Genomic DNA, 26,090 nt, shown 5'->3' with positions numbered 1-26,090 from the left:
CTAATACCCTGAGCGCAGATAAATGGGGAAGGTTTTAGTCTTAAACGCATCTTACGAACCTCTCAATATAACGAGTTGGCGTCGTGCTGTGGTTCTGTTAATCAAGGGCAAAGCAGAACGCGTGGAACACAACGGCAAATTCCTGTACTCGGATTTTCCGTTGCCGACCGTAATCCGGTTGCGTCATTACGTGCGTGTTCCTTATAAAGAAATTCCTCTGACTCGCCGAAATATATTGCACCGTGATGGTCATGCCTGTCAATACTGTGGTTACACAGGGGATGAGTTGACCCTAGACCATGTAATACCGCGATCGCGCGGTGGGGGCGATACCTGGGAGAACATTGTGACCGCTTGTGTCCGTTGCAATGTTAAAAAAGGCAGTCGCACTCCCCATGAAGCTCACATGCCTTTGCGTCATCCCCCCCGCCAACCTTATAGCAGCCTCTATTTCGAGGTCAGCAAACATCTTAAGAGTGGACTGCATACAGAGTGGCAAAAGTATGTTATAGGTCTTTGAGCAAAAAAGCAGAGGAGCAAAGGAGAAAGAAGAAATACCTTTTTGCTTTGGGACATGCCAATAACTTTAGTTATCGATTGTTGAAAAATTGGTGGCTATATTTGGTTGCAACGAATGCGATCGCGTCTCCTAAACAGGCGCAATGCCTCAACGCTCAAGCCTCTGCATTTGTGTATGGGGCTTGTTCTTTGCTCCCTGGCTTCTCCCAAGGGGAGACGCTAAAAGCGATCTGCCTTCTTGCACTAGTACAGCGCGGCGTCAATCAAGCTACGATTTTAAAACTCGCATTTGCCTTAATATATAAAACTTTTGAATGCGTGAATGCGTGAATGCGTGACTTTTGCCTTGCGGTACTAGGCTTCGCTCTAAATTATCAGAATTTTCAAAGGGGATAGGAAACACGCGTTGTTCAATAAAAATAATTGTTAATTGCTCAATAGTCATAAGAATGAGATTATTGAGCATAAGACTATTTCAAATATCAAGGACTAGCCCTAAACTAGCCCTAAAGTATAAGATAGAAATTATACCCTAAGTCAGATTAAAATCCTACTAATTGAATTTACGAAAGACAAAAAAAGCTCCATCTTACAGATTTATGCTGTCAGATACAGCCCTATATACTAAACTTCCTTGTTTCCAGCACCTATAGACCGTCTAGTGGAATTTACTTCATTATTGAGCGCTGCGGTGACTGACAAAAATATACTTAGATGTATAGTGCAATGTCCTGATATTTTTGCGAAGATCAAAATAATGTGGCTAAATTCAGTGAATTGCTGATCGTAGTATTTCTGAATTAAAAGAGCCTCACACTTTAAAAAAGTTCCCTATGTACTTGAATTCTCCCGTTACTCAGTTTGAGAGTTTGTCATCGACCACAGAGCCAAACCCAGAGGAACCTGAAATAGAGAAAGCGCCAGTGGAAGTTTCATTTAAAAGTCCGTCATTACCGCCACCGGTAGGTGAAGGAGCTATATATCTGAGTCAGCGTGGTAATTCCCTGGCACAACAAAAGTCAGAAGAACTGCAAAAAACCCTTCTGGCACACCGACACGATCGCCAACTGGTAATTCTGCAAGATTTTCCTGATCCTGATGCCCTTTCCTGTGCCTGGGCTTATCAGTTAATTGCCCAGCAATATGATATTAAATGTGAAATCATTTATGCTGGTGCATTAAGTCATCAAGAAAATATTGCCTTGGTGAGGCTGACTAATTTACCTATCCAACGCTGGACGCCGCAAACCTTGAAAACCAAAGATTTGTCATCTTATCAAGGTTTTGTATTAATTGATAACCAGGGAACCACTTCACAGCTACTGGCAGCAGTGCAGCAGGCTAGAATTCCCCTAGTAGTCCTCATCGACCATCACAGTATCCAAGGTGATCTGCAATCGGAGTTTGAGGATATCCGTCCCTATGTAAGAGCGACAGCAACAATTTTTACCCAATACCTCCAAACGGGATTATTGGCATTAGATAGCAGCATAAATCAACACGTCAAATGCGCTACTGCCTTGATGCATGGCTTGCGATCGGATACAAATCGGTTAATGCAAGCGCAAGAAGAAGACTTTATGGCAGCTGCGTATTTAAGCCGATTTTATGATGCCCAATTGCTAAACGCCATTTTACAGGCGAATCGTTCCAAGCGGGTAATGGATGTGATCGAGCGATCGCTAAAAAATCGCATCGTCCAAAATAACTTTTCCATTGCTGGTGTTGGTTACTTACGCTACGAAGACCGCGATGCCATCCCCCAAGCGGCTGATTTTCTCGTCACCGAAGAAAACGTCCACACCGCCGTAGTTTATGGCATTGTTCACGATGAAGACGATGAACTGGAAATAGTTATTGGTTCCCTCAGAACCAGCAAACTTACCCTTGACCCCGATGAATTCATCAAAGAAGCCTTTGGACAAGATAGTGCAGGGCGCTTTTTCGGCGGTGGAAGGACAAGCGCAGGCGGCTTTGAAATTCCAATGGGCTTCTTATCTGGCAGCAACGAAAATTCCGCATACGCGAAAATGAAATGGGAAGTATTCGACGCTCAAATTAAGCAAAAACTGCTGAGGTTAGTTAATCCGAGAGACAACCCAATTCAGTCGGAGTAGAGGGAAAGAATAAGGCAAACTCCTAACTCATGCTGGAGTCAAAGTGTTTGGTTATATGAGCGCGTTATTATAATCCTAAGCAAAGCAGCGTAGATATTATCATGTACCAACTCACTTTGACTATTCCAGAAGAAACTGTATTGGCTCTCAATTGTATTACCAGAACAGCTACAAAGTGAAGTTATTCTTGCTGCTATAAAGTTATACGAACTTGGCAAACTCTCTTCAGGAGCAGCAGCTAACTTAGCAAGTATTCCCAAAGTTTTATTCCTTTCATAACTAGCAATATATGACATCAGCACCTTCAAACTCACGGAGGCTAAACTGATTGAAGATTTAGTTCCTGCCTAATGTTATTTGTGAAAGAAGAATGCCATGAAGATTATAGAACTGCAAATGTTACAAAGTCTGTATGAGCAAGATTTTTTTGCTTGGGTAGAGCAGACAGCAGAACTTTTGCGCTCGCACGACTGGGACACGTTGGATTTAGAACACTTAATTGAGGAAGTGGTGGACTTGGGTAAGAGTCAACAGCGTGCCTTGCAGAGTGCGTTGCGGTTAGTATTGTCGCATTTGCTGAAGTGGAAGTATCAAGCCGAACGTCGTAGTCACAGTTGGCAAGTGACCATTACCCGTGAGCGACTGAATATAGATGAATTGCTGCAAGAAAGTCCTAGCTTGCGGCGTTTTTTAAATGATGCCGAGTGGATTAATACTACCTATCAAAGAGTGCGGCGAGAGGCAATGGTGGAAACGGGTTTATCAGAGGATAACTTTGCGATCGCTTGTCCCTTTTCTGTCGATGAGATTTTAGACTTAGACTTTTATCCTAACGCTGATGAATAACTATGTAGAATTTTTGTATAAGTATAGATATGCTCAATATGATAAGGAGTCATCTGTGAAAATTGCTGTAAGCTTGAAAACTTTTTATCAAGATATGCACTTGGAATGCGAATAATACCTTTTGAATTTCTCATTCCCAGACGACCTGTTTCGTTACAGACAAAGAAAAGAGAAAATCTTCAGGCATGGAAGAATTTTGTGCGCGTTGAAGCCCAAAAGGTTTGGAAAGATAACAGTCCTATTAAAGACGGCGATTTACAACTGACGTTAGTTTATCTTTGTGATGAGTTTCCGGCTGACATTAATAACATTATCAAGCCAATTCAGGATGCACTTGTAGACTTAGTTTTTGAAGATGATAGTTTAGTATCAGATGTAGATAGTCATCGTCGGTTTATGTCTGAGCCGATTGATATTATAAATCTACCTTTTTTATTACAGCGTGCTGTCATCACAGGTAAAGAGTGTGTTTATGTAAAAGTGAGTGAATCTCAAACACTGGAAAAATACTTATGATTAACAATACTAAAACTCTATATGATGAAAAAGTAAAATTTCTGGCAGAGAAGTACGAAAATCAAGGATTTCGTGTTTTATTTAAACCCAAAACAGATGAATTACCATTCGATTTGGGTAACTACCAGCCAGATATGATTGCTATTAAAGATGGCTCAGGTTTGGTAATTGAAATAAAAACCAGCCTCAGCCGAGTGTCAGTTGATAGTTTACAGGCTTTAGCAGAGGAAGTAAGTAAACATCCAGACTGGCGTTTTTTATTGGTCACGCTTGAAGACATAGAAGCTAAGTCATTACCTGGAACATCCGAACAACTTCCTTCATGGCAAGATTTAGCTGATCGTTTTCACGAAGCTCATAAGCTGATTGAGAATGATGAAATTGAACAAGCCTTTAAAGCAGCCTTTCTTTTGCTATGGAGTACTTTTGAGGGGGCGTTAAGAAAGCGAGCAGTTGATGTGTCAATTCCTATTGAACGTTTTCCAGTTATAGGATTACTAAGACATCTGTACTCTTTGGGAGAGTTATCAATCTCTCAATTTGACCTTGCTCAAGCTTGTTTTGAAGGTCGTAATTGTCTTGCTCACGGATATGTTGAAAACCTAAATTTGCCAGTTGTACATAATTTTGACAATTTGGTTCGTGAATTGTTAGCGGAATGGACAACTGATAGTTTAGAAGAGTCGTGGCTTGATTCATCATTATCATTAGCTAAAGATTTAATAAATGATAAAAAACTAAAGAAGGAATTAAGCGACGAGCCGATTGTAAAAAGTTTAGAACTCGCTATTAGTCAACTTTCATCAGAGTATCTAGCTGCTTTTCGTGCCTGGTTTGGGGAATTCGATGCAGCATCCTTGGATAAACGAGAAGAATTAAGGAGAAATTTAATCAATCAGAAAAGCAATCTCATCTCACTAGAACTACTAGAACTAATGAGAGATTCAATAAATGAGAGAAGTGAGAAAAAAATAAAGAAGGACTTAAACAACAAGCAGGTTATAATAATCACAAACGTCGAATTCGCTGTTAGTCAACTTTCACCAGAGAATCTCGCGGCTTTTCGTACCTCGTTTGCAGAATTCGATGCAGCAGCTTGGGATAAACAGATTCAAATTGAACCTGCCTCCCAGTCACCAGATTTTGACTTGATAAATGATAGCTTTATTGGCATGTGGAGCGATCGCCAAGATTTAGCTGATAGTACTGCTTGGGTACGTGGTATTCGAGAAAATGAGTGGTCAAAGTCACATGACTAACTCAACCATCGTTGATACTGATATTCTAATTGATGCAGGTCGCGGTGTTCTCGAAGCAGTAAAGTGTTTGCAAAATCTGAAAGCTAGTTCTGGCTTGGCAATTAGCATAATCACACAAATGGAACTAATGGTTGGTTGTGCTAACAAAGCAGAGCTACAAACATTAGAAAATTTCCTTAAGCAGTTTTACATCATTAAGATTGACCAGGCTGTATCTGATACAGCAGTTGATTTATTGCGGTCTTATCGGCTCAGTCATGGTTTAGTCATTCCTGATAGTCTTATTGCAGCTACAGCAATAGTGGGAAATTACCCGTTTATCATAAAAAACCAACGCGATTACAGATTTATTCAAGGTTTAAACCTATTGCCATATCCATAATACTTAGAATGTATAACACCTTACTGTAAAGGACAGATGGCAGGTCAACGAATACGTAATAATGATTAAGATTAGGATAGATTAAGTCACACCAGACTTAATCTATCCTAACTCAGTACGGGCTATGCCCCGCTATGCTAATAATAATATTAAAAATATGGAACTATACTTAATTCGTCATGGCATCGCCGAAGACAAGGGATTAGGCATCAAGGATGAGGAGCGCAGCCTTACCAAAGAAGGAAGGCAAAAAACTGAGAAAGTTGCCCAGAAACTTGTTAAATTGGGATTAAACTTTGATTTAATTCTCACCAGTCCCTTAGTGCGGGCCCGCCAAACGGCTGATATTCTTATAGCAGAAAAACTAAGCTCCCAGTTAGAGGAATCTAGCCACCTTACCCACGACGGTCAAATTTCTAGTTGGCTAAAAGACTGGTTAGAACCGAGGAATTATTCCCAAAATACCCAACTGGCGCTCGTTGGACACGAACCTGATTTGACCAAATGGGCAGAGATTCTCCTGTGGGGGGAAGTCAAAGCAAGCTTAGTCTTGAAAAAAGCAGGTATGATTGGGATAAAACTACCAGAAACAGGTTCTGCTCTGGGTCGGAGTCAGATGTTTTGGTTGACACCACCCAAGTACCTGCTATAACAGTTTTTCAACATTTCCAATTGTTGTTAGAAGGGCTACTGTTATGGCGACAATAATTTCTGGTAAGTTAGCTTGATCAGATATTTCACAAAGCGAATGGTGGTGCCATGATGGTGTGTGAATACAAGCCTGGTTTAGAAGGCATTCCCGCCGCTCAATCAAGTATCAGCTATGTTGATGGGCAAAAGGGAATACTAGAATATCGTGGCATCCGGATTGAAGAATTAGCAGAAAAAAGTACATTCCTGGAAACTGCTTATCTTTTAATCTGGGGCGAACTGCCAAGCAAGGAAGAACTGGAAACATTTGAGCATGAAGTTCGTTACCACCGACGGATAAAATACCGCATTCGGGACATGATGAAATCCTTTCCAGAAAGCGGTCACCCAATGGATGCGCTGCAAGCCTCTGCTGCTGCTTTAGGCTTGTTTTATTCGCTCCGGGATTTACATAATCCTGCCTACATTCGAGATTCGGTGGTGCGCCTGATAGCTACCATTCCCACGATGGTAGCGGCGTTCCAACTGATGCGAAAAGGCAATGATCCGGTACGTCCCCGTGATGACTTAGACTATTCCGCTAACTTTCTATACATGCTCAATGAGCAAGAACCCGATCCTCTGATGGCGCGGATTTTTGATATCTGCTTGATACTTCAAGTTGAACATACAATGAATGCTTCCACTTTCAGTGCCAGGGTGACAGCTTCCACCTTAACTGATCCTTACGCTGTGGTTGCTAGTGCCGTGGGAACCTTGGGAGGGCCCCTGCATGGTGGAGCCAATGAAGAAGTAATTCAGATGTTGGAAAAAATTGGCTCTGTGGAAAATGTCCGTCCCTACATAGAGGATTGTCTGCAAAGTAAATCTAAGATTATGGGCTTTGGACATCGTGTCTATAAAGTGAAAGACCCACGAGCCACAATCTTACAAGGTCTAGCAGAGCAACTGTTTGAAAAGTTTGGGCATGACAAGTTCTATGACATTGCCCTAGAAATGGAACGCGTGGTAGAGGAAAAAATCGGTAGCAAAGGGATTTATCCCAATATTGACTTTTACTCAGGTTTGGTGTATAGAAAGATGGGGATTCCTACAGACTTGTTTACACCAATATTTGCGATCGCTCGCGTTGCTGGTTGGTTAGCCCACTGGAAAGAACAACTAGCAGAAAACCGGATTTTCCGTCCTACCCAGGTTTACAACGGTCGGCACGAAGTTACTTATACCCCAATTGACCAACGGTAACTGGGGATTGGGGATTGGCACAGGGGCAGGGAGGAGGTGGGAAAACTCTTCTCTTTTATCTTCCCCTGCAACGCCAGCAACGCCAGCTCCCTCATGCCCCCGTCTCCTCAATAGCAATCTCAATGCCAACCATAAGTAGAAGTTCTCATCTCGCTTCAGGGTGCTAAAACCATCCAACGATATACTAGGCATGGGAATTAGCGACAAATCTTCAATCAAGCGTCATCTGGGCAAAAATTAAAAATGGGTGAATTTACAGGTATTAATTCAACTAATAGTTGTAATTCACTATGACTTGATGTCTTAAAGAGTGGAAACATGAACTCAGGAATTGACCTCCAAGGAACTTTTATTGAATCCCTCCGGGATTTAGGTATACCAGCAGGAACAGCCAAAGCGATTTGGATGCCACTGCCAATGATACTGATGCTGATTGGGGCAACAGTGGGGGTATTAGTTGCTACTTGGCTAGAACGAAAAATCTCTGCCGCCGCACAGCAGCGAATTGGGCCAGAATACCAGGGGCCTTTTGGGTTGCTGGTACCTGTAGCGGATGGTTTGAAGTTGGTATTTAAAGAAGATATAGTACCAGCCAAATCTGACCCCTGGCTGTTTACCCTTGGCCCAATTATTGTTGTGATTCCGGTGTTTCTGTCATTCCTGATTGTCCCCTTTGGGCAGAACATCGTAATTAGCAATGTGGGTATGGGCGTATTCTTGTGGATTGCCTTATCAAGCATTCAACCCATCGGTTTATTAATGGCTGGCTACGCATCTAATAATAAATACTCCCTCTTAGGGGGGTTGCGGGCAGCAGCGCAATCTATTAGTTATGAAATTCCTTTGGCGTTGGCGGTGTTAGCGATCGCTATGATGTCTAACAGCCTCGACACAGTTGATATTGTCAATCAACAGTCTGGCTACGGTATTCTGGGCTGGAACATTTGGCGACAACCAATCGGTTTTCTGATCTTTTGGATAGCCGCCCTAGCTGAATGCGAACGATTACCTTTTGACTTACCCGAGGCGGAAGAAGAAATCGTCGCAGGCTATCAGACTGAATACTCAGGTATGAAATTCGGTCTTTTCTACCTGGGTTCTTACGTTAACTTGATCCTTTCTTCCCTACTAGTAGCAATTCTCTACTTGGGTGGTTGGGACTTTCCCCTTCCCCTCAACCTGATTGCTGGTTGGCTGGGAGTCAGTGAAGTAAATCCGGTGTTCCAGATAGTAACTGCTGCTTTGGGGATCACGATGACCGTGTTCAAAGCCTATTTACTAGTGTTTGTCGCCATCCTGTTGCGCTGGACAGTGCCACGGGTACGGATTGACCAACTGTTAGATTTAGGATGGAAGTTTTTGTTGCCAGTTGGCTTGGTTAATCTCCTATTAACCGCCGCCCTGAAACTAGCCTTTCCCTTCGCCTTCGGCGGGTAAACCAATTTTAGATTTTAGATTTTAGATTTTGGTGAGGCAGTGCGGTCTTCTCACATTGGGAGAGGCTAGCGCCAAGGGGGTTTCCCCCAGGAGCAACTGCCGTTAGCGCAGCAGTAGCGTTAGCGAAGCGGTAGCGAGGAACGAGCGTCCGTAGGAGCGTCACCCGTTCGTGCAGCGTCTTTGATAGGAGAAGGGATTGAATCTGAAATCTAAAATCCAAAATCCAAAATCCAAAAGAGAGAGTCATACACAATGCTAAAGTTCCTGAAACAAGTTGGTGATTACGCCAAAGAAACGGTACAAGCTGCGCGTTACATTGGTCAAGGGCTTTCTGTTACCTTTGACCACATGCGGCGGCGTCCGATTACCGTACAGTACCCTTACGAAAAACTAATTCCTGGCGAACGGTTTCGCGGTAGAATTCACTTTGAATTTGATAAGTGTATCGCCTGCGAAGTCTGTGTTCGCGTTTGTCCAATTAACCTGCCTGTAGTAGATTGGGAATTCGACAAAGCCAGCAAAAAGAAAAAACTCAACCACTACAGCATTGACTTTGGAGTTTGTATCTTTTGCGGTAATTGTGTGGAATTTTGCCCCACTAACTGTCTATCCATGACAGAAGAGTATGAGCTTTCCACTTACGATCGCCATGAATTGAACTATGACAGCGTAGCGCTAGGTCGTCTGCCCTACAAGGTAACAGATGACCCGATGGTTACACCACTGCGCGAACTAGTTTATCTACCCAAAGGCGTCCTCGAACCACATGGACTGCCCGCAGATGCACCACGTGCGGGTGCGCGTCCAGAAGACCTGGTAGAACAAACAGAAAAATAAATATCATTAGTCATTTGTCCGTTCCTAATGACCAATGACCAATGACTAATGACTAATCCAATGACTAAGGACAAAAAACAGTGAATCTAGCAGAAGGAGTACAGTTTGTATCGCTTGGCATACTAGGCGTGATGATGATTGGGGCGGCCATTGGTGTGGTGCTGTTCTCCAACATCGTCTATTCTGCCTTTTTGCTGGGGGGTGTGTTCATCAGCATAGCGGGAATCTACCTGTTGCTAAATGCTGATTTTGTTGCAGCTGCACAAATACTGATTTACGTTGGGGCGGTTAACGTGTTGATTTTGTTTGCCATTATGTTGGTGAACAAGCGGGAGAATTTCGTAGCATTTCCCAACTCTTGGGTGCGGAAAGTATTAACAGGTCTAGTCAGTGTCGGATTGTTCGGTCTTTTAAGTACAATGGTGCTGGCTACTCCTTGGGCTTACTCAGCTGCTCCTGTGGCGGGTGGTGAAAGTTCTATAGTTTTAATTGGAGAACATTTCTTCACTGACTTTTTACTGCCTTTTGAACTGGCTTCCATTTTGCTGCTGATAGCAATGGTAGGAGCAATTATTTTGGCACGCCGCGAGTATTTGCCAGACTCATTGACAACATCTGATCTACGGCGAACTGTTTTAACTTTGCAAGAACGCCCCAGAGAACTAGTATCAACAACCAGCGAAACAAAAGAGTAATATTTGCGACTTCATTCGTAGATAAACAGCCAGTTTTTTCAGGAGGGATACCCAGATTCATGCAACTCCAGTACTTTTTATTACTAGCAGCAGCTTTATTCTGCATCGGCATCTACGGTTTAATTACCAGCCGCAACGCTGTGCGGGTGCTGATGTCAATTGAGTTACTGCTCAATGCTGTTAATCTGAATTTAATGGCATTTTCCAACTTCCTTGACTCAACATTAATTAAGGGTCAGGTTTTCACAGTATTTGTGATCACCGTGGCCGCAGCCGAGGCGGCGGTGGGTTTAGCGATCGTGCTTGCCATTTATCGCAACCGCGATACCGTCGATATGGAGCAGTTTAATCTCCTGAAGTGGTAATTGTGCGTGCAACTCAAGCAGGTAATCATTGCTTATAAAGCGCGGGATGCCCGGAGTAAAGAATGGGCAGAAATCTGTGCTAAACAACTAGAAAGCCGCGAGTGCCATGTGTTGATGGGGCCTAGCGGGCCAAAAGACAACCCCTATCCTGTCTTTTTGGCTTCGGCGGGTCAACCAATCGATCTCGCGTTGGTACTCGGTGGTGATGGTACTGTTTTAACTGGTGCCAGACATTTAGCCCCAGCTGGCATCCCTATTCTGGGAGTGAATGTGGGAGGTCATCTGGGGTTTTTAACTGAGTCAGTGGAAGAGTTTCAGGATACTGAGAAAGTTTGGGATCGGCTGTTTGAGGATCGCTATGCTATCCAACGACGGATGATGTTACAAGCTGCTGTGTATGAGGGTCACGGGTCTAATTTAGAACCAGTGAGTGAGCATTATCTGGCTTTGAATGAGTTTTGTGTCAAACCCGCCTCCGCTGACCGGATGATTACTTCAATCCTGGAAATGGAAATCGACGGTGAGGTAGTCGATCAGTACGTCGGGGATGGGTTGATTATTTCCACTCCCACAGGTTCCACAGGTTACACCGTTTCTGCTAATGGGCCAATTATGCATGATGGTATGGAGGCGATTACCATCACTCCCATTTGTGCAATGAGCCTTTCTAGTCGTCCCCTCGTTTTACCCCCTGGTTCTGTGGTGAGTGTTTGGCCTTTGGGGGATTACGATTTGAGTACCAAGCTGTGGACAGATGGGGTTTTAGGGACTTCAATTTGGCCGGGACACCGCGTTGATGTGCGGATGGCAGATTGTCGGGCTAAATTTATTATTTTGCGCGAGAACAATTCCTACTATCAAACGCTGCGGGAGAAGTTGCTTTGGGCAGGTACAAGGGTTCACTATAGCAATAATCACCGTAATTAATTAAGTATTTTAGAGTGCATTTACCGCAGATTGCGATAGCACCGCCCCCCGTAAGCGATCGCAATCAGAACACCGCAGCGATCGCAATCAAAATTATCCAAACCCCTGGATTTATCCGGGGGCTTTCTGCTTTTTTTCTTCCCCTACTCCCCACTCCCTTACCGATACAGCCAAACTCGCAGTAGTGAAAGCAGTTGCTCAGTATCTACAGGTTTGGTAATGTAGTCAGAGGCTCCAGCTTCGATGCACTTTTCGCGATCGCCTGGCATAGCTTTAGCAGTTAAAGCAATTATTGGTAATGAACGAAACTGTTGTTGCTGGCGGATGGCGCGGGTGGTTTCGTAACCATCCATTTCCGGCATCATAATGTCCATCAAAACTATATTAATCTCAGAATTAGTTTGCAGTGTCTCTATGCCATCTCTGCCATTTTCGGCAAACAGCACTTGCATTTGATAGCTTTCTAAAAAGCTGGTGAGGGCAAAAATATTTCGGAGGTCATCATCCACAATCAAAATTGTCCGATTCGCCAGCACCGGATCATTTTGGTGTAGTTGTTCTAGCATTTGACGCTTTGGTGGGGGCAAATTTGCTTGCACTCGATGCAAAAACAGGGCAGTTTCGTCTAACAACCGCTCTGGCGATCGCACATTTTTAATGATAATTGTCTCTGCTAGTCCCCGTAGTTGCGTTTCTTCTTGTCGGCTGAGTTCTTTGCCTGTGTAAACGATGATCGGCAGTTTCAAAAGCCTGGGTTCTTGCTTTATTTGCTCAATTAGTGTAAAGCCGCTCATATCGGGCAGACCGAGATCCAGTACCATACAATCAAAGTGATGCGATCGCAAAATCAACAGGGCTTCTGCTCCCGTCCCCACTGCTGTACTCTGGACATCACCATTACCAATCAGTTCGATAATACTTTGGGCTTGTACGGGGTCATCTTCTACGATTAAGAGATTTTTTACCTGACGCTCAATAAAGCTTTTAATTTCTGTCAATACTTGAGTTAGCGCTTCTGGAGAAACGGGTTTTTGTAGATAGGTAATCGCTCCTAGCTGTAATCCCCGTTGCTGTCTTTCATCAACAGAAAGTATATGTACTGGTATGTGTCTGGTGTCGGGCTTATGTTTCAGACGATCCAGCACCGTCCAACCATCCATCTCTGGCATGTGGATATCTAGCATAATTGCATCGGGCTTAAACTGTTGCGCTAGTGCCAGACCTTGTTTGCTCTGTAAGGCAACAATCGTTTTAAAGCCCTGCTCACGGGCCATATCTAGTAAGATACGGGCAAATTTATCGTCATCCTCAATAATTAGCAAAATGCGATCGCCCGGTTGAATGATTTCCCGGTCATCTGGGATATCGTTGAGTAAGCTGGGAAGGACTTTCGCGGATGGAAAGATGTCTACAGTTGTCGGTCTGTTTTCGACTATTGGCACTTCTTTTATGAGCGACGCTCCACGGAGCTTGCTTCCTCCTACTGGTACGGAGACGGTGACTTGAGGAGGTGGTGGAGTGAGAGTATTTTTATCCTTCCCTTCATGTCGTCTGGGCAAGTAGAAGGTGAAGGTGCTTCCCTGGCCTGGTTGACTGACTAGTTCAATTCTCCCGCCCAATAGTTGAGCCAGCTCGCGGCTGATGGACAAGCCCAAGCCAGTTCCCCCGTACTTGCGGCTGGTTGTGCCATCTGCCTGCTGAAATGCCTCGAAAATAATCTTCTGCTTCTCGTCTGGAATGCCTATGCCTGTGTCGCTAACTGCAAAAGCAATCATGGGATTATCAACTTCGCCTGCCTCAGTTGCTATGCCAATTTCTAACTCTACCCCTCCCTGTTCAGTAAATTTAAAGGCGTTAGCTAAAAGATTTTTCAACACTTGTTGCAGACGTTTGGAGTCGTTATAAATTGTCGGTGGTAATTTTTCATCTCGTTCAATAGTAAAGCTGAGTTGTTTATTGTGGGCAACTTGCCGGAAAGTCTGCTCTAGAGATGTCTCCAAATCTGCAAGAGCAATTTGCTCAATATCGAGCGACATAGTACCCGACTCAATTTTTGCCAAATCTAGAATGTCATTGATCAACTCCAGCAAATCAGTTCCAGCTGAGTAAATAGTCCGGCTGTATTCTACCTGTTTGTCGGTCAAGTTGTTAAGAGAGTTATCTGCTAGCAGCCTTGCTAAAATTAACAGGCTATTTAGCGGTGTCCGTAACTCGTGGGACATATTCGCGAGAAATTCTGACTTATATTTGGAAGACAACGCCAGTTGTTCAGCTTTTTCTTCAAAAGACTGCCTCGCCTGCTCAACTTCTTGGTTCTTGCGGGCAACTTCCCGATTTTGAACTTCTAACAATTCTGCCTTTTCTTCTAGCTCCTCATTTAATTGTTGTAGTTCCTCGTTAGACTGTTTGACAAGAAATTGTGATTCCTCCAACTCCTGCGCCTGTTCTTCTAGGCGTTGATTGCTTTGCTGTAATTCTTCTTGCTGACTTTGCAGTTCCTCTGTTAAAGCAACAGACTCTTCAAGTAGTTGCTGAGTTTGCAATTGTGAGGCGATGTTATTTAAAAATACACCCAGATTTTCACTCAATTGCTCTAAAAATCTCAGATGCAACTCGTTAAAAGGCCCAAAAGAGGCAAGTTCAATTACGGCATTTACCTGCGTCTCAAACAGTATAGGCAAGACAATAATATTTAGCGGTGGAGCTTCTCCCAAGCCGGAACTGATCCGGATATAGTCACTAGGAACTTGCGTTAAAAGGATTCTTTGTTTTTCTAAGGCGGATTGTCCCACCAATCCCTCACCCAAGCGAAACTGATTTGCCAGGTTTTTACGCTCTTTGTAAGCATAACTACTCAACAACTTCAGTATAGGCTGGTCGGCGATTGAGTCCATCAAATAAAAAACGCCCTGCGATGCCCCAACCAGTGGTGCTAAATTCGACAATATCAGGCGAGATACACTTTCTAGATTTCGCTGCCCTTGGAGCATCTGGGTAAATTCAGCCAAATTAGACTTTAGCCAGTTTTGCTCGTCATTTTTTTTATTTGTGTTTCGCAGATTAACGATCATCTGGTTGAAGGTGCGTGTCAACACACCAATTTCATCCTGGCGATCGCTATGTGGTAAACTCACCCATAAATCCCCATCCGCCATTTTTTCTGCCAAATCAGAAACTCGCCTCAGAGGTGCTGAAATATGTCTGGTCAAGGCGAATCCGATCAAAGCTAAAATTAAAGAAAATAAGGGAATACTATATAAAATGCTGGCGATCGTTTGCCGAGAAGCTGCTTGTGCCTTCTCAGAGCGCTGTTTCAGCAGTTTATTCTCCTCAGTTTTCATCGCCTGGATAACTTTGCGGATCTCAGCCATCAGCTGCTTGCCTCGGTCTGTCAGAACAACCTTCTGGGCAGCTTCAAAACTTTGGTTCTGACGCAAGTCAATGGTTTCTTTGAGTTCAGCCAGCTTTTGATCGATTAGTGACTGTAAAATATCAAGCCGACTCTGTTGCTTGGGGTTATCTGCTGTTAACCTCTGAAGTTCATTAACTTTTTGATTCAGTACTTGAATGGCAGCGTTATAAGGTTCTAAATAGCGCTGTTCTCCAGTAAGAATGTAACCACGCTGCCCAGTTTCAGCATTTGTCACTTGCAAGTTGAGGTCTTCAAGCTGACTTAACACCTGGTAGGTATGGCTTTCTTGGCGCGAAGTTTCAATTAGCTCATTGGTGCTTTGGTAAGAGATTAGACCAATAGTGGACAGAGTTGCCAAACTCAGGGCAAAACTAATTCCAATTTTTGTTCCAATCTTCAAACTTTTCAACATTATTCCAGGGAAATATTCCAAGAATTTATATTTTTGGCACTATTCTGATTATGTTTTTGCTATACAGATTTAAAAAATTTACTTTATATATGTCTAATTTTTAGACTCAAAATAATATTAACTACATTCTAATATTTATCTCAATACATTTATATGCATATTCGGCTTTTTTGGAAAAAACTTTATCATAATAATATATTTTTATTTTTATTTTAACATTATCTCTTGAAATATTATAATTTATCTCCAAAGGAATAGCCGCAATTTTTTTGATTGAATCTGGCGATAGATCATTAAATACTTGTTGTTAGATTATAAATTCAATAACAGAGTTCCACTAAAGAATGGTGGTTTTTATGAGCGCAGTACTTGACCTAACAAGACCAAAATTTTGCAAACGACAAAAGGTAGAATTTATCGGTGGATTGGGAACCATAATACAATCCTGTCCTAACTCTGGATACTGGTCATATCTCATAGAAATGGAAATGGGTTCAGAGCCAGAAATGGGTATAATTGGTTATGAAACTGCAATTTTACTATTTGAAACAGATATTACCCTACCCCAAGATGAGCCTGTTGCAGCTTAAAATGATCTTTGTTAGCAAAAACTGATTTGAGGATATTAAGTAATTTAACGATCGCTGAATATTTTTTTGTAATGCTTAAACAGCTTTTAGCGCTGAGAAAAATTCTGCTAATGCTACCCAAAATTCGTAATTAATAATCCCCTACAGCTAGGCATAAAGTAGTGGTATGGCATTTATAATGCAATACGCTTGGGTTAATGATTTTTGGTGTTAATTTTAGGTATGTAGAGACTAGCAATTGCAACGTCTCTTGCATTGGATTTGGGGCTTAACTGAAATGTATTGATTTATAATGGTCAAATTAAATATAAAACTCACCCTGCTTCAAGATTTCCTCTCCTTAGTAAAGAGAGGAATTGAGGGGGAGGTTTTATCTTATATTTAATTACACTTACTTAATTTTAGTTCTTTCAAACAGTATTTATTTGGGTGCAAACTCAATTTTTTAAAAGGCAACTTATTATATTTAGATGATCATGTCATTTTTAAGAAAAATAATATACTTTCCTAAAAATTATCGGGAATATGTACAATTCCGACATGGTGTCAAATCTCTTCAGATTAACTTTGACTTTAAGTAACGCTCATCGGAGAAGCCTTTTTAAAGATAATCAAGTATTAACCCAAGCCTATTGCCTAAGAACCTGGCGATCGCTTCTAGTCGGATTGACTACAGATGGGCAATAGATACAAAAATGCTGAATTTTGTTAGTCTCTAAAATAGCTCTTGCACCTGCCATATAGATATCAGTACTATTTAGGACTAATAAGTAATTCCCAAGGGCTATTTGATGTTCATAATATTTGGCTATATCCTCAGAAATTCCTAAAGTAGTGTAGTTATTTTTGAAATTGCTGATATCTATCTCAGTAATACCATTCAGTGTGTTTGTATCCTTAGCAATCACCGAGACTTGATCCATAGGAAAGCCAGCAATTTTTAGTTCAGTAAGTGCTTTTTCTGTGTCTTGGCGCGTAGAAAAAACACCAACTGCATTTTTATAGCGACTATTTGGGGTTAAGTATGGCTCATAAATGCTCCACTGTTGAATATCACGGCGATTAAAAACCCTCTTAGCAAGACGAATCTCTATATCTATGCCGTTTACTATCACCAAATAGTAACCTTTGCAAATTAGATCGCTGTAAGCCTGTGCTTGCTCTTTAGGAATTTCTAAACCTAGCAGCACCCCATGCAAATCACCTGCGGTTGCATTGATCGCACCACCAGTTAAAGTGGCATCTATCGCTGTTGCTTTCGATCCGGCTAGAATAACTCGTCCTATATCAGGAATTACCCAGAGGACTAAATCGCCTAATAAGCCAGTAACAACGCCCAAAGCACTACTTATAAAGGCTTCAGCATCTTCTGAGGATGTATTATTGCCAGTGCGATCTTTAACTTCAACACTAGCAATATCGCTTTCTTCTTCTGCATTCCGTGCAATTAAAGAAATTTTGTGCATGGGAAAATTAGAAGTTTTTAGTTCCTGAAGTACCAATTGTGCATCGGAACACTTAGCGAAAACTCCTATAGTTGTTCGCTCTTTTTCTAATGTCATTTTATTGGTTTGTTGCCGATTGAAGGGATTCCCAAGAGTGTTAGGTTTGAGGTAATTACACAGCTCGGCGAGTCAGTAAACCCCAAAGGAAAATCAGTAGCATAGCACCAAGAACAGCAAATAAAATGCTTCCAAGGGAGAAAGCTCCAGCAGATGCGGCGGCTGCCGAACCACTTCCTAGTAAAGTTTGACCTAAGTAACCCCCGACTACTGCTCCAAGTATTCCTAATACAATGGTGGAGAGAATACCACCACCTTGGGTTCCTGGATAAAATAACTTAGCTAATGCACCGGCAATTAAACCCAAAACTAGCCAAGCAATAATGTTACCCATTGAATTTCTCCTTCCTTAAGAATCTTATTTGTTTGCTTTTGACTATTTCATATTAAAGTTTTCCTGCCAAATTTCTGATCTATCTAGAGAACTAATATCAAAAATCTTTAGATATCATTTGAATATTCACTCCTTTGTCTTTGAGGATGAATATATAAATTTAGTATTTGACTCTAAATTACGGTTTTGTATAACTTAGAGTCGAGAGCATCACTTTTGCAAATATTGTGATTCTACAAAAGCGGTACTAGTACACCAGGGCGTAAATAAACATACCCCTCGGGTTCACTAGTCGCCTGCGGAGGGTTTCCCTCCTGGAGCGCTGGTTCACCATTTCTAATGGCGTAAGAAGCTCGGAATACAATTATTATGCGTAACTTTTGAATGCGTGACTTCCCGGTAGGAGTTGACTTCCGCCTTGCGGTACTAATTGCTCACAACTCAGGAGTGAGAACTATAGAAAGAGCAAGTTGATAAAGTTGGCGACGGGGAAGGGAGGTAAATTTGGCTAACTGACGGCTAGCTTGCGATCGCGATATCCCCTGACTAATTAACTGCTGCAATTCGGCTTTCAATTCCTCTTGTGTCAGTTGGGGCTGACTGGCTGGAATTCCCGCCACTACTAATGTATATTCACCTTGGGGTTCTCGTTGGCTGTAGTAAGCGATCGCTTCGGCAATTGTCCCCCGCCAAAATTCTTCATACAATTTAGTTAACTCCCGCCCCAGCACAATTTGGCGCTCGCTTCCCCAAACAAGAGCTAAGTCTTGTAAAGTATCTCGTAAACGGTGGGGCGATTCGTAGAAAATCAATGTGCGAGATTCTGTTTGCAGAGATTCTAAATGTTCTTGTCTGTGTTGACTTTTAGCAGGGAGAAAGCCTTCAAAGACAAACCGATCCGTTGGTAATCCAGCTGCACTCAATGCAGTAATTGCTGCACTAGCGCCAGGAATCGGAACTACTCCAATTCCCGCCTCAATACAGGCTTTCACCAGTTCATATCCAGGATCGGAAATACCTGGCATTCCAGCATCACTCACCAGAGCGATCGCTTTATTGTTAACTAAATGCTCTAATAATTCTGGGATGCGGCTGGTACGATTGTGTTCGTGGTAACTCACCTGGGGAGTCTTAATTTGAAAATGCTGTAATAGTTTCCCTGTGTGACGGGTGTCTTCTGCAGCAATGATATCCACAGTCTGTAAAATTCGCACCGCCCGAAAGGTTATATCTTCCAGATTGCCTATTGGTGTGCCGACAATGTAAAGTGTTCCTGGTTTTGGATCGGTTTGCATGAGTAAGAGTTAAAAGTTAGGAGTTAGGAGTTAAGAGTTAAGAGTTAAGAGTTTGGAGTTAAAAATAATAATTTATGCACCTATACGAAAATATATGACAAATGGATAATTTCCAATCCAAAATTCAAAATCCAAAATCGGCTCGTGGGTTATTTGTAGGTTTAGTAACTTTAGATTTGATTTACCTTGCTGATGCCCCTAAGAATAATCAGAAGATTGTTGCTACTGACTATACTGTGGCAGCAGGGGGCCCAGCTACAAACGCAGCTGTGACTTTCAGCTATTTAGGAAATCAGGCTACAGTCTTGAGTGTAGTGGGTTCTCACCCAATGACACAGCTAATTCGGGGTGATTTGGCAAATTACAAAGTTGCGATCGCAGACCTTGAGCCTACCACTGATTTAGCACCGCCTGTCTCCTCAATCATTGTCACCCAAGCCACGGCTGAACGAGCTGTAATTTCCATCAATGCTGTCAAAACTCAAGCCAACAGCGCATCTATCCCGCCAGATATTTTGCAAAATGTCGATATAGTACTGATTGATGGACATCAAATGGCGGTTAGTTATTCCATAGCCCAAATGGCTAAAGCCAAGAATATCCCAGTAGTAATTGATGGTGGGAGTTGGAAGCCTGGATTTGAGCAAATTCTGCCTTTTGTAAATTACGCCATCTGTTCGGCTAATTTTTATCCCCCTAACTGCCAGACTGGAGAAGACGTTTTTACCTATCTGGGCGGATTTTACATTCCTCACATCGTTATTACCCATGGACAAAAACCAATTGAATACTTGAGTTGCACTAAAACTGGTATCGTAGATGTACCGCAGATTCAAGCGGTTGATACCTTAGGGGCAGGAGATATTTTCCACGGTGCTTTTTGTCATTACATTTTAAGAGAAAGCTTTACTGATGCGCTGACACTAGCAGCTAATATTGCTGCTGATTCCTGTAAATTTTTTGGCACTCGACGCTGGATGGATTTAAAATAATTCGTAATTCATAATGGGCTACGCTCTAAGCAAAGCTATGCCGCAGGCTTTACGTAATTTGTAATTTAAGACTTTGAATTACGAATTAGAAATTAGTAATTAGTTAAATTAAGTATCCCTGTGCCTCCCGAATCACGTTATACAAATTTTTAATTCAGGTCAAATTAATGAAAGACTTACAAGAAATATTAGCGATCGCTCGTGAGATAGGTTGGGATGCAGCAGATATACTGCGATCGTATTATCACGGGACTGCAAAAGACCCTGACTTAGAAGTACAATATAAACAAAATGAACCTGTTACCGTTGCCGATGTAGCTGTCAGTCAATACATTTTGCAGAGACTACAAGCAACTTTGGGTAATGAAGATTTTGCTTATATCAGCGAAGAAACCTATCAATCTGCAAGTGGTATAGCACAGCTTTCCACCCCTTGGGTATGGATAATTGATCCTTTGGATGGTACACGAGACTTTATCGAAAAAACTGGAGACTATGCAGTTCACATTGCTTTAGTTAAGGAAACACGCCCAGTTTTGGCAGTTGTGGCAGTACCAGAGGCTAAAAAGTTATATTACGCTACCAAAGGCGGGGGTACATTTGTAGAAACTCGTGATGCTTCTGTTCCTATACAAGTGTCGTCAGGCAAACGAATTGAGGATTTAACCTTAGTCGTTAGTCGCTCTCACCGCAACCAACGCTTAGATTACTTACTACAAAACTTACCCTGTCAAAATCAGAAAGCTGTGGGTAGTGTAGGCTGTAAAATCGCTACCATAGTCGAGCAACAGGCAGATATCTACATTTCCCTTTCCGGGAAGTCTGCGCCCAAAGATTGGGATATGGCAGCACCAGAACTGATTTTAACAGAAGCCGGGGGTAAATTTAGCCACTTTGACGGCGCTGCGTTGCAGTATAACACCGGTGATATCAATCAATGGGGAGGTTTGCTCGCTAGTAACGGCGAATATCACGAGGTGCTGTGTAAACAAGCAGAAAGGATTTTAGAGCAGTTCGAGCATAGCTAAATGGGGTATTTAAGGATAAATATTTTTTAATTTGCTTTGAAGAGAGTTAGCCATGTTATGATTAGCCTGACTACCGATAATAATCTTTACCCCTTAGGGCGCAGCTTAATTTTCAAAACACAAAATACCAGGGCGATCGCTAGTTGATTCCGATTTGCTGTTAAAAGTGTAACTTTTAATAATACAAGCAACAAAAGCTAGTCTTTAGAGAAGTCTACAAACCTACCCTTAAGGTTTGATTTGTGAATAAAATTCACAATAAGACGATATTCAAAGGCTGAAGGCTGTGCTAGACTCATGGATATAAAGATTATTTTCGGTTGAGTAACTCGTTTTGATTTCTAAAAAGTGTCTCTCCGAATTTAACTCTCTACACTCCCTGAATTCGGAGATTTCTATGTCAATTTACGTCGGAAACCTGTCCTATCAGGTTACAGAAGAGGACCTAAAGCAGGCTTTTGCAGAATACGGAACAGTAAGTCGTGTTCAACTACCCACAGATCGGGAAACAGGCCGGCCGCGTGGGTTCGCTTTTGTGGAAATGGAATCAGAGACACAAGAACAAGCTGCCATTGATGCACTGGATGGTGCTGAGTGGATGGGACGTGATTTGAAAGTGAACAAAGCTAAACCTCGTGAGGAAAGAAGCAACTCCTCTCGTGGTAGCTGGGGTGGCGGTAATGCCCGCCGCAACAATAATCGCTACTAAGTCGATTCCTAAAAATTTCACATTTAGAGTCTCCAGCAGATAAAGCCAAAGGCTACACTCTGCTGGAATATTTTATTTGGTATCTAGTTTTGAACTATTCATCCACATTAAGGAGGAATGAGAATGACACAAGTAGTTTTAGGGGAGAATGAAGGTATTGAATCAGCCTTAAGAAGATTTAAACGGGAAGTTTCTAAAGCAGGAATTTTCCAAGATATGAGAAAAAAGCGTCACTTTGAAACACCCATAGAAAAAGAGAAGCGTAAAGCAATTGCTAGGCACAAGCAACGTCGTCAACAACGTTCTCGCTTCAATTAAAAAGTCCAAGCAAATTTGCCCTTCGATTTAATATCCAGCCAGCATCTCTTTATTATTGCCATATCTCCAGGCAAGCGACAAGTAATTAGGCATACATCAAAAAATAACACTGTTCGTAGTAGCGCTGTATTGACTTTCAGCGCTATTAGCCGTAGAGATTTTCAATTGCGTAAGGATTATTATGTTAAATAGCAACCAAAACAGAGCAAATACCACCTTGCTTCAATGTAAACGCTTTGCTTAACTTTTTTGTATTCAAAATCACATCTGCATTTAGCTGTAGTTTATTCCACTACAAGAACTTAGGCTTTACTGACCAATGCTAGAGGCAGGATTGTTTCTAGCTTTTTAAGATTAATACTGATGAGGTACTTTAAAAGGTTAAGTAAGTCTCTTCAATGCCATCCAGAAGTAAGCTTACTGCGATCTGAGCCACTTATAACAGGCTTATAATATAGTGCTTCAGATGATGTCGTTAGCAATGTCTACGACGGGCTATTCGGCGTCGCGTGGAATTGGATGGAAAACCAGTCAGACTTAGGTTGAACTTCTGCTGTGATCCTTTTTGGAGGAGTTTGTGAATCATAAAATATCGAGAAGAGAGTTTGCCACGCTAGCAGGGTCAGGGGTGGTAGCGATCGCCTTAGGTAGCCCACTTCTGGCAAAGTCAGCAGGGGCTGTATCCACACCTGATGCCCAGATGAAAGCTGTATTAGATGAACTTACCTCTTTTAACGCACCGCCCATTGAGAAGTTGTCGCCCATGAATGCTCGCAACAACCCAACTGTGGCAGATGCAGTTATAGGCGTACTTGCCAAACGTCGCAAGCCTGCGGTGGAAATGGTCGGGGATGTCAACCATCAACTTATACCAGGGCCGGGGGGCGATCTTCTAGCGCGTATTTATCTACCAAAGGGAAAGGGGCCCTTCCCTGTGCTGGTCTACTTCCACGGTGGCGGCTGGGTAATCGCCAATTTAGATACCTATGATTCATCGTGCCGCGCTTTGACTAGTGCAGCTAACTGTATGGTTGTATCTGTCGCCTATCGCCAAGCCCCAGAACATAAGTTTCCCGCCGCTGCGGAAGATGCTTATGCTGCAACTCAATGGGTTATGGCGAATGCTGCCCGAATCAATGGCGACCCCAAGCAGGTTGCAGTCGGCGGCGAAAGCGCAGGTGGCAACTTGGCAGCTGTCACCTGCCTAATGGCACGTGACAGAGGTGGTAAGATACCTGTGCATCAGATGCTAATCTACCCTGTTACCAATTACGCCTTTGACACACCCTCCTACCAGGAGAATGCTAACGCCAAGCCGCTCAACAAAGCGATGATGATCTGGTTCTGGAGTCAATATCTAAATAGTCAGTCTGACGGCAGTAATCCCTATGCTTCACCACTGCAAGCAGAAAACCTACGTGGTCTGCCACCTGCGACCGTGATTACGGCAGAAATTGACCCACTGCGTAGTGAAGGAGAAGCCTACGCCAAGCGTTTGCGTGAAGCGGGTTCCCCTGTAAAGGCAATCAATTATAACGGCGTGACTCATGAATTCTTTGGCACCGGAGCAGTAGTAGATAAAGCGAAGCAGGCGGTTAAGGAAGCAGCAGGCGGACTGCGCTCTGGATTTATGAGTAACACTACTAAAAGCTAGTAAATCAGACAGCGCAAGTAGCCGTGATCATAGTGGCAAGGGTTAAACCAAATCGATACGCCACGCCAATTAACATCGCCATTGGATGAGATTTCAAAAGGAGATGGTGCCTGCATAGCCACTTGCTTGACTTTGTGAACGGTAACTAATCCTAAATGGGACAGAAGCTGGGTAAACTTAACTTCTGTCCTTTCCATTTTTAGAGCCGACAATATATATTCTCATTTAGAGAAGTTTATTGAGATAAAGTTAAATAGCCGTGTGTTTAATGCACTTCTGTGCACCCCTACCTTTTACCTCATTTGATAAAGAAGCACTATATTTGTTGAGTTCCATTTGCAAAACTCAACTCGCAGCAATATAAATGTATTCTTCCTCTATACCCATAAAGTATTGTAGATATCATTATCATAATTCATAATGACTAATTCGTAATTATTACACCATAGCTAAAACTAGGAGCTTTAAATGAGGAATATAAATTGTTTTTCTGCATCAATTAATTGCAGGGCATGAAACCTGAATTAATTACGAATTACGTTAGCAAGTCCTTGATCGTCACTACGAATTACGAATTATTTGCTTAGTCTGCAATCCTTGGCTCTGGATTTTCAAGAAAATGTTACGACTTTATCATTTATTATTAGGTGTTATTTTGCTGGTGTTAATACCAGTGGGAGCAAAATTTATTCTCCCCCAATTTTCTGCACCCAAAGTGGTAAAGTCCCCTGCTGTTGCGAAACTTCCCAACCCTAATGAGGGAAATATCTGGCAGAAAATCCTGGGAAATACTGCTGCTCCAACTAACTGGCAAGTTGCTGCTTGCAAGGGAAATGCGCCTTTATTGTGTGTCTCCTCCAAAGGGGAACTTTTGGGTACAGTTGAGATTAACGTTTACCCATTAGTAAACAACGAGGATTTCCAAAAGAAACTCGTAGCAGCCGGTATTCCACCTGGTTCCCAAGTAGACTACCAAAGTTCCAAATACCAAACCCAGGTATTAGCAGCACTCAAGGCTTGGGTTGGAGATCACTACGCTGCTTTTGCCAAAGATCGTCAGGGTGAATATGGAAAAGAGATTACTTTTTCAGCCTACCCACCCCAAGCAGTACCCGTTGGTAAGCTTCAGGGAATCCGCTATGGGTTCGCCGGACTTAAGCAAAAAGGTGGAGTACAAGAGCAACATATCGGTCATGTTGCCTTTGATGGCAATAAACTTTACGTAATGACCACTGCCTTTGACCCAGGTTCGCAAACAGGTAAGTTTGAGAAACTGGAAAACTTGGCTATTTTTCAACCTTACTTATATGCGATCGCAGCAGATTTACGTTTACCCTAATTGGCATGGGCAATTCAATTTTAGATTGACGATAGCGCAGCGTAAAGCCTTCTGTTCTGCCAAGGGGAGACGCTGCGTGTAGCAAGATCCACAAAGTGGTACGGCATGGCTTCGCTATGAGCAAGTCTGTGAACGTCTTTTAGATTGAAATTTAATCCAAAATCCAAAATCTAAAATCTAAAATTACTACTCTCCACCCCCCACTCCCAATCAACCTAAATCTCAGCCACCGCCCGTTCAATTAAGCGACGTGCTAAAGTTTGCGTGCCGGTGTGTTCATAATAATTCGTTGCGTGTAAAATCATTCCTGGCTTGTCCTTATACTTGAGCTTTGAGGCAATTATCTGCGCTGCTAGCAATTATTACCCGTAAAATTTACTTTTTGATAATTATTACCTAACTTATAAACTATCGCGGTCTAGTTTTGATGCAACACCCATCATTTTGCACTTCAAAAAAATGTACCAATTAACCCAATGCAAAAACGCTCTCCCAAAAGGGGGGGCGTTTTTTACTTATAGATAATCGTGAAGATGGTATCTCAGATTATGATTAACCGTTGATAGCAGGAGCAGTCAGAGCCACAGGAGCAACATCACCAGCAGCTAAATCTAAGGGGAAGTTGTGAGCGTTACGCTCGTGCATTACT

Annotated in this window: 28 protein-coding genes and 1 pseudogene; 23 read left to right on the top strand and 6 right to left on the bottom strand. The window is 42.5% G+C overall.

Going from position 1 to position 26,090, the window contains the following annotated elements; genetic code table 11:
* The first annotated feature begins 22 nt into the window (after nt 1-22).
* The 11 genes from ACFFAP_RS06890 (at nt 23) to nuoH (ending at nt 8,972) form a co-directional block, all read left to right on the top strand.
* Nucleotides 23-520, top strand: a complete 498-nt coding sequence (locus ACFFAP_RS06890; protein ID WP_069070622.1) for an HNH endonuclease — start codon at nt 23-25, stop codon at nt 518-520.
* Complete coding sequence (locus ACFFAP_RS06885; RefSeq protein ID WP_375510522.1) at nt 517-849, top strand: hypothetical protein; 333 nt, start codon at nt 517-519, stop codon at nt 847-849. The genes ACFFAP_RS06890 and ACFFAP_RS06885 overlap by 4 nt, the downstream gene beginning before the upstream one ends.
* 503 nt (nt 850-1,352) lie before the next feature.
* Nucleotides 1,353-2,636 (top strand): bifunctional oligoribonuclease/PAP phosphatase NrnA, encoded by a 1,284-nt coding sequence (locus ACFFAP_RS06880; protein ID WP_375510521.1) that lies wholly within the window; start codon nt 1,353-1,355, stop codon nt 2,634-2,636.
* 135 nt (nt 2,637-2,771) lie between these two features.
* The gene (locus ACFFAP_RS06875) at nt 2,772-2,915 is read left to right on the top strand and encodes a UPF0175 family protein (RefSeq protein WP_375510535.1); all 144 of its coding nucleotides are present in this window, start codon (nt 2,772-2,774) and stop codon (nt 2,913-2,915) included.
* Nucleotides 2,916-3,011: 96 nt separating this feature from the next.
* Nucleotides 3,012-3,482: a DUF29 domain-containing protein gene (locus tag ACFFAP_RS06870; protein WP_375510520.1), complete on the top strand. Its 471-nt coding sequence runs from the start codon at nt 3,012-3,014 to the stop codon at nt 3,480-3,482.
* A gap of 105 nt (nt 3,483-3,587) precedes the next feature.
* Entirely contained in the window at nt 3,588-3,998 is a 411-nt protein-coding gene (locus ACFFAP_RS06865; RefSeq protein WP_375510519.1) for a RusA family crossover junction endodeoxyribonuclease, read from the top strand.
* A complete protein-coding gene (locus ACFFAP_RS06860) occupies nt 3,995-5,257 on the top strand; it encodes a hypothetical protein (protein WP_375510518.1) in 1,263 nt (420 codons plus the stop codon). Before ACFFAP_RS06865 ends, ACFFAP_RS06860 begins: the two co-directional genes overlap by 4 nt.
* Nucleotides 5,250-5,639, top strand: coding sequence for a type II toxin-antitoxin system VapC family toxin (locus ACFFAP_RS06855; protein ID WP_375510517.1), 390 nt, complete (start codon nt 5,250-5,252; stop codon nt 5,637-5,639). The genes ACFFAP_RS06860 and ACFFAP_RS06855 overlap by 8 nt, the downstream gene beginning before the upstream one ends.
* 157 nt (nt 5,640-5,796) lie before the next feature.
* Nucleotides 5,797-6,291 carry a phosphohistidine phosphatase SixA gene (gene sixA, locus ACFFAP_RS06850; protein WP_375510516.1) on the top strand — a complete coding sequence of 165 codons (495 nt, stop codon included), beginning with the start codon at nt 5,797-5,799 and terminating at the stop codon, nt 6,289-6,291.
* Nucleotides 6,292-6,398: 107 nt separating this feature from the next.
* A complete protein-coding gene (locus ACFFAP_RS06845) occupies nt 6,399-7,535 on the top strand; it encodes a citrate synthase (protein ID WP_375510515.1) in 1,137 nt (378 codons plus the stop codon).
* A 318-nt stretch (nt 7,536-7,853) separates the two neighbouring features.
* Nucleotides 7,854-8,972 (top strand): NADH-quinone oxidoreductase subunit NuoH, encoded by a 1,119-nt coding sequence (nuoH, locus tag ACFFAP_RS06840; protein WP_375510514.1) that lies wholly within the window; start codon nt 7,854-7,856, stop codon nt 8,970-8,972.
* Between the two features lie 7 nt (nt 8,973-8,979).
* Here the strand turns inward: nuoH and ACFFAP_RS06835 are convergent, their stop codons facing one another.
* Nucleotides 8,980-9,219, bottom strand: coding sequence for a hypothetical protein (locus ACFFAP_RS06835; protein ID WP_375510513.1), 240 nt, complete (start codon nt 9,217-9,219; stop codon nt 8,980-8,982).
* Nucleotides 9,220-9,224: 5 nt separating this feature from the next.
* Between ACFFAP_RS06835 and ndhI the strand changes: the two genes are divergently transcribed.
* The 5 genes from ndhI to ACFFAP_RS06810 all read left to right on the top strand — a co-directional run bounded on the left by ndhI (nt 9,225) and on the right by ACFFAP_RS06810 (nt 11,981).
* A complete protein-coding gene (gene ndhI / locus ACFFAP_RS06830; protein WP_190890175.1) occupies nt 9,225-9,809 on the top strand; it encodes an NAD(P)H-quinone oxidoreductase subunit I in 585 nt (194 codons plus the stop codon).
* Between the two features lie 80 nt (nt 9,810-9,889).
* The gene (locus tag ACFFAP_RS06825; RefSeq protein WP_375510512.1) at nt 9,890-10,504 is read left to right on the top strand and encodes an NADH-quinone oxidoreductase subunit J; all 615 of its coding nucleotides are present in this window, start codon (nt 9,890-9,892) and stop codon (nt 10,502-10,504) included.
* A gap of 59 nt (nt 10,505-10,563) precedes the next feature.
* Nucleotides 10,564-10,869, top strand: coding sequence for an NADH-quinone oxidoreductase subunit NuoK (nuoK, locus tag ACFFAP_RS06820; RefSeq protein ID WP_006199065.1), 306 nt, complete (start codon nt 10,564-10,566; stop codon nt 10,867-10,869).
* Nucleotides 10,870-10,875: 6 nt separating this feature from the next.
* Nucleotides 10,876-11,796, top strand: coding sequence for an NAD(+) kinase (locus ACFFAP_RS06815; protein ID WP_375510511.1), 921 nt, complete (start codon nt 10,876-10,878; stop codon nt 11,794-11,796).
* A gap of 14 nt (nt 11,797-11,810) precedes the next feature.
* Nucleotides 11,811-11,981 (top strand): hypothetical protein, encoded by a 171-nt coding sequence (locus tag ACFFAP_RS06810; RefSeq protein WP_375510510.1) that lies wholly within the window; start codon nt 11,811-11,813, stop codon nt 11,979-11,981.
* Here the strand turns inward: ACFFAP_RS06810 and ACFFAP_RS06805 are convergent.
* The gene (locus tag ACFFAP_RS06805; protein WP_375510509.1) at nt 11,955-15,620 is read right to left on the bottom strand and encodes a response regulator; all 3,666 of its coding nucleotides are present in this window, start codon (nt 15,618-15,620) and stop codon (nt 11,955-11,957) included. The two genes, ACFFAP_RS06810 and ACFFAP_RS06805, sit on opposite strands and share 27 nt — an antisense overlap.
* 356 nt (nt 15,621-15,976) lie before the next feature.
* On the opposite strand from ACFFAP_RS06805, the gene ACFFAP_RS06800 reads away from it, so the two are divergent.
* Nucleotides 15,977-16,210, top strand: coding sequence for a hypothetical protein (locus ACFFAP_RS06800; protein WP_375510508.1), 234 nt, complete (start codon nt 15,977-15,979; stop codon nt 16,208-16,210).
* A gap of 629 nt (nt 16,211-16,839) precedes the next feature.
* On the opposite strand, the gene ACFFAP_RS06795 is transcribed toward ACFFAP_RS06800, so the two are convergent.
* The 3 genes from ACFFAP_RS06795 to rsmI all read right to left on the bottom strand — a co-directional run bounded on the left by ACFFAP_RS06795 (nt 16,840) and on the right by rsmI (nt 19,401).
* A complete protein-coding gene (locus tag ACFFAP_RS06795) occupies nt 16,840-17,772 on the bottom strand; it encodes a hypothetical protein (RefSeq protein ID WP_375510507.1) in 933 nt (310 codons plus the stop codon).
* A gap of 55 nt (nt 17,773-17,827) precedes the next feature.
* Nucleotides 17,828-18,106 carry a GlsB/YeaQ/YmgE family stress response membrane protein gene (locus tag ACFFAP_RS06790; protein ID WP_196525526.1) on the bottom strand — a complete coding sequence of 93 codons (279 nt, stop codon included), beginning with the start codon at nt 18,104-18,106 and terminating at the stop codon, nt 17,828-17,830.
* Between the two features lie 434 nt (nt 18,107-18,540).
* On the bottom strand, nt 18,541-19,401 hold the full coding sequence (rsmI, locus tag ACFFAP_RS06785) for a 16S rRNA (cytidine(1402)-2'-O)-methyltransferase (protein WP_375510506.1): 861 nt from the start codon (nt 19,399-19,401) through the stop codon (nt 18,541-18,543).
* A 101-nt stretch (nt 19,402-19,502) separates the two neighbouring features.
* On the opposite strand from rsmI, the gene ACFFAP_RS06780 reads away from it, so the two are divergent.
* The 6 genes from ACFFAP_RS06780 to ACFFAP_RS06755 all read left to right on the top strand — a co-directional run bounded on the left by ACFFAP_RS06780 (nt 19,503) and on the right by ACFFAP_RS06755 (nt 25,441).
* A complete protein-coding gene (locus tag ACFFAP_RS06780) occupies nt 19,503-20,393 on the top strand; it encodes a sugar kinase (protein WP_375510505.1) in 891 nt (296 codons plus the stop codon).
* A 167-nt stretch (nt 20,394-20,560) separates the two neighbouring features.
* Nucleotides 20,561-21,421, top strand: coding sequence for a 3'(2'),5'-bisphosphate nucleotidase CysQ (locus tag ACFFAP_RS06775; RefSeq protein WP_375510504.1), 861 nt, complete (start codon nt 20,561-20,563; stop codon nt 21,419-21,421).
* Between the two features lie 397 nt (nt 21,422-21,818).
* The gene (locus ACFFAP_RS06770; protein WP_375510503.1) at nt 21,819-22,130 is read left to right on the top strand and encodes an RNA recognition motif domain-containing protein; all 312 of its coding nucleotides are present in this window, start codon (nt 21,819-21,821) and stop codon (nt 22,128-22,130) included.
* 123 nt (nt 22,131-22,253) lie between these two features.
* Complete coding sequence (rpsU, locus tag ACFFAP_RS06765) at nt 22,254-22,448, top strand: 30S ribosomal protein S21 (protein ID WP_069073011.1); 195 nt, start codon at nt 22,254-22,256, stop codon at nt 22,446-22,448.
* A 577-nt stretch (nt 22,449-23,025) separates the two neighbouring features.
* Nucleotides 23,026-24,102: an alpha/beta hydrolase gene (locus ACFFAP_RS06760; protein WP_375510502.1), complete on the top strand. Its 1,077-nt coding sequence runs from the start codon at nt 23,026-23,028 to the stop codon at nt 24,100-24,102.
* Between the two features lie 619 nt (nt 24,103-24,721).
* On the top strand, nt 24,722-25,441 hold the full coding sequence (locus tag ACFFAP_RS06755; protein ID WP_375510501.1) for a hypothetical protein: 720 nt from the start codon (nt 24,722-24,724) through the stop codon (nt 25,439-25,441).
* 552 nt (nt 25,442-25,993) lie between these two features.
* Here the strand turns inward: ACFFAP_RS06755 and ACFFAP_RS06750 are convergent.
* Nucleotides 25,994-26,090 (bottom strand): annotated as a pseudogene (locus ACFFAP_RS06750) (photosystem II protein D1); the annotation flags it as partial.

It is taken from the genome of uncultured Nostoc sp. (genome assembly GCF_964245575.1).
In the GTDB taxonomy this organism is placed as follows: domain Bacteria; phylum Cyanobacteriota; class Cyanobacteriia; order Cyanobacteriales; family Nostocaceae; genus Nostoc.
The sequence above is the reverse complement of the archived record's forward strand: the minus strand, read 5'-3'. Positions and strand labels throughout refer to the sequence as shown.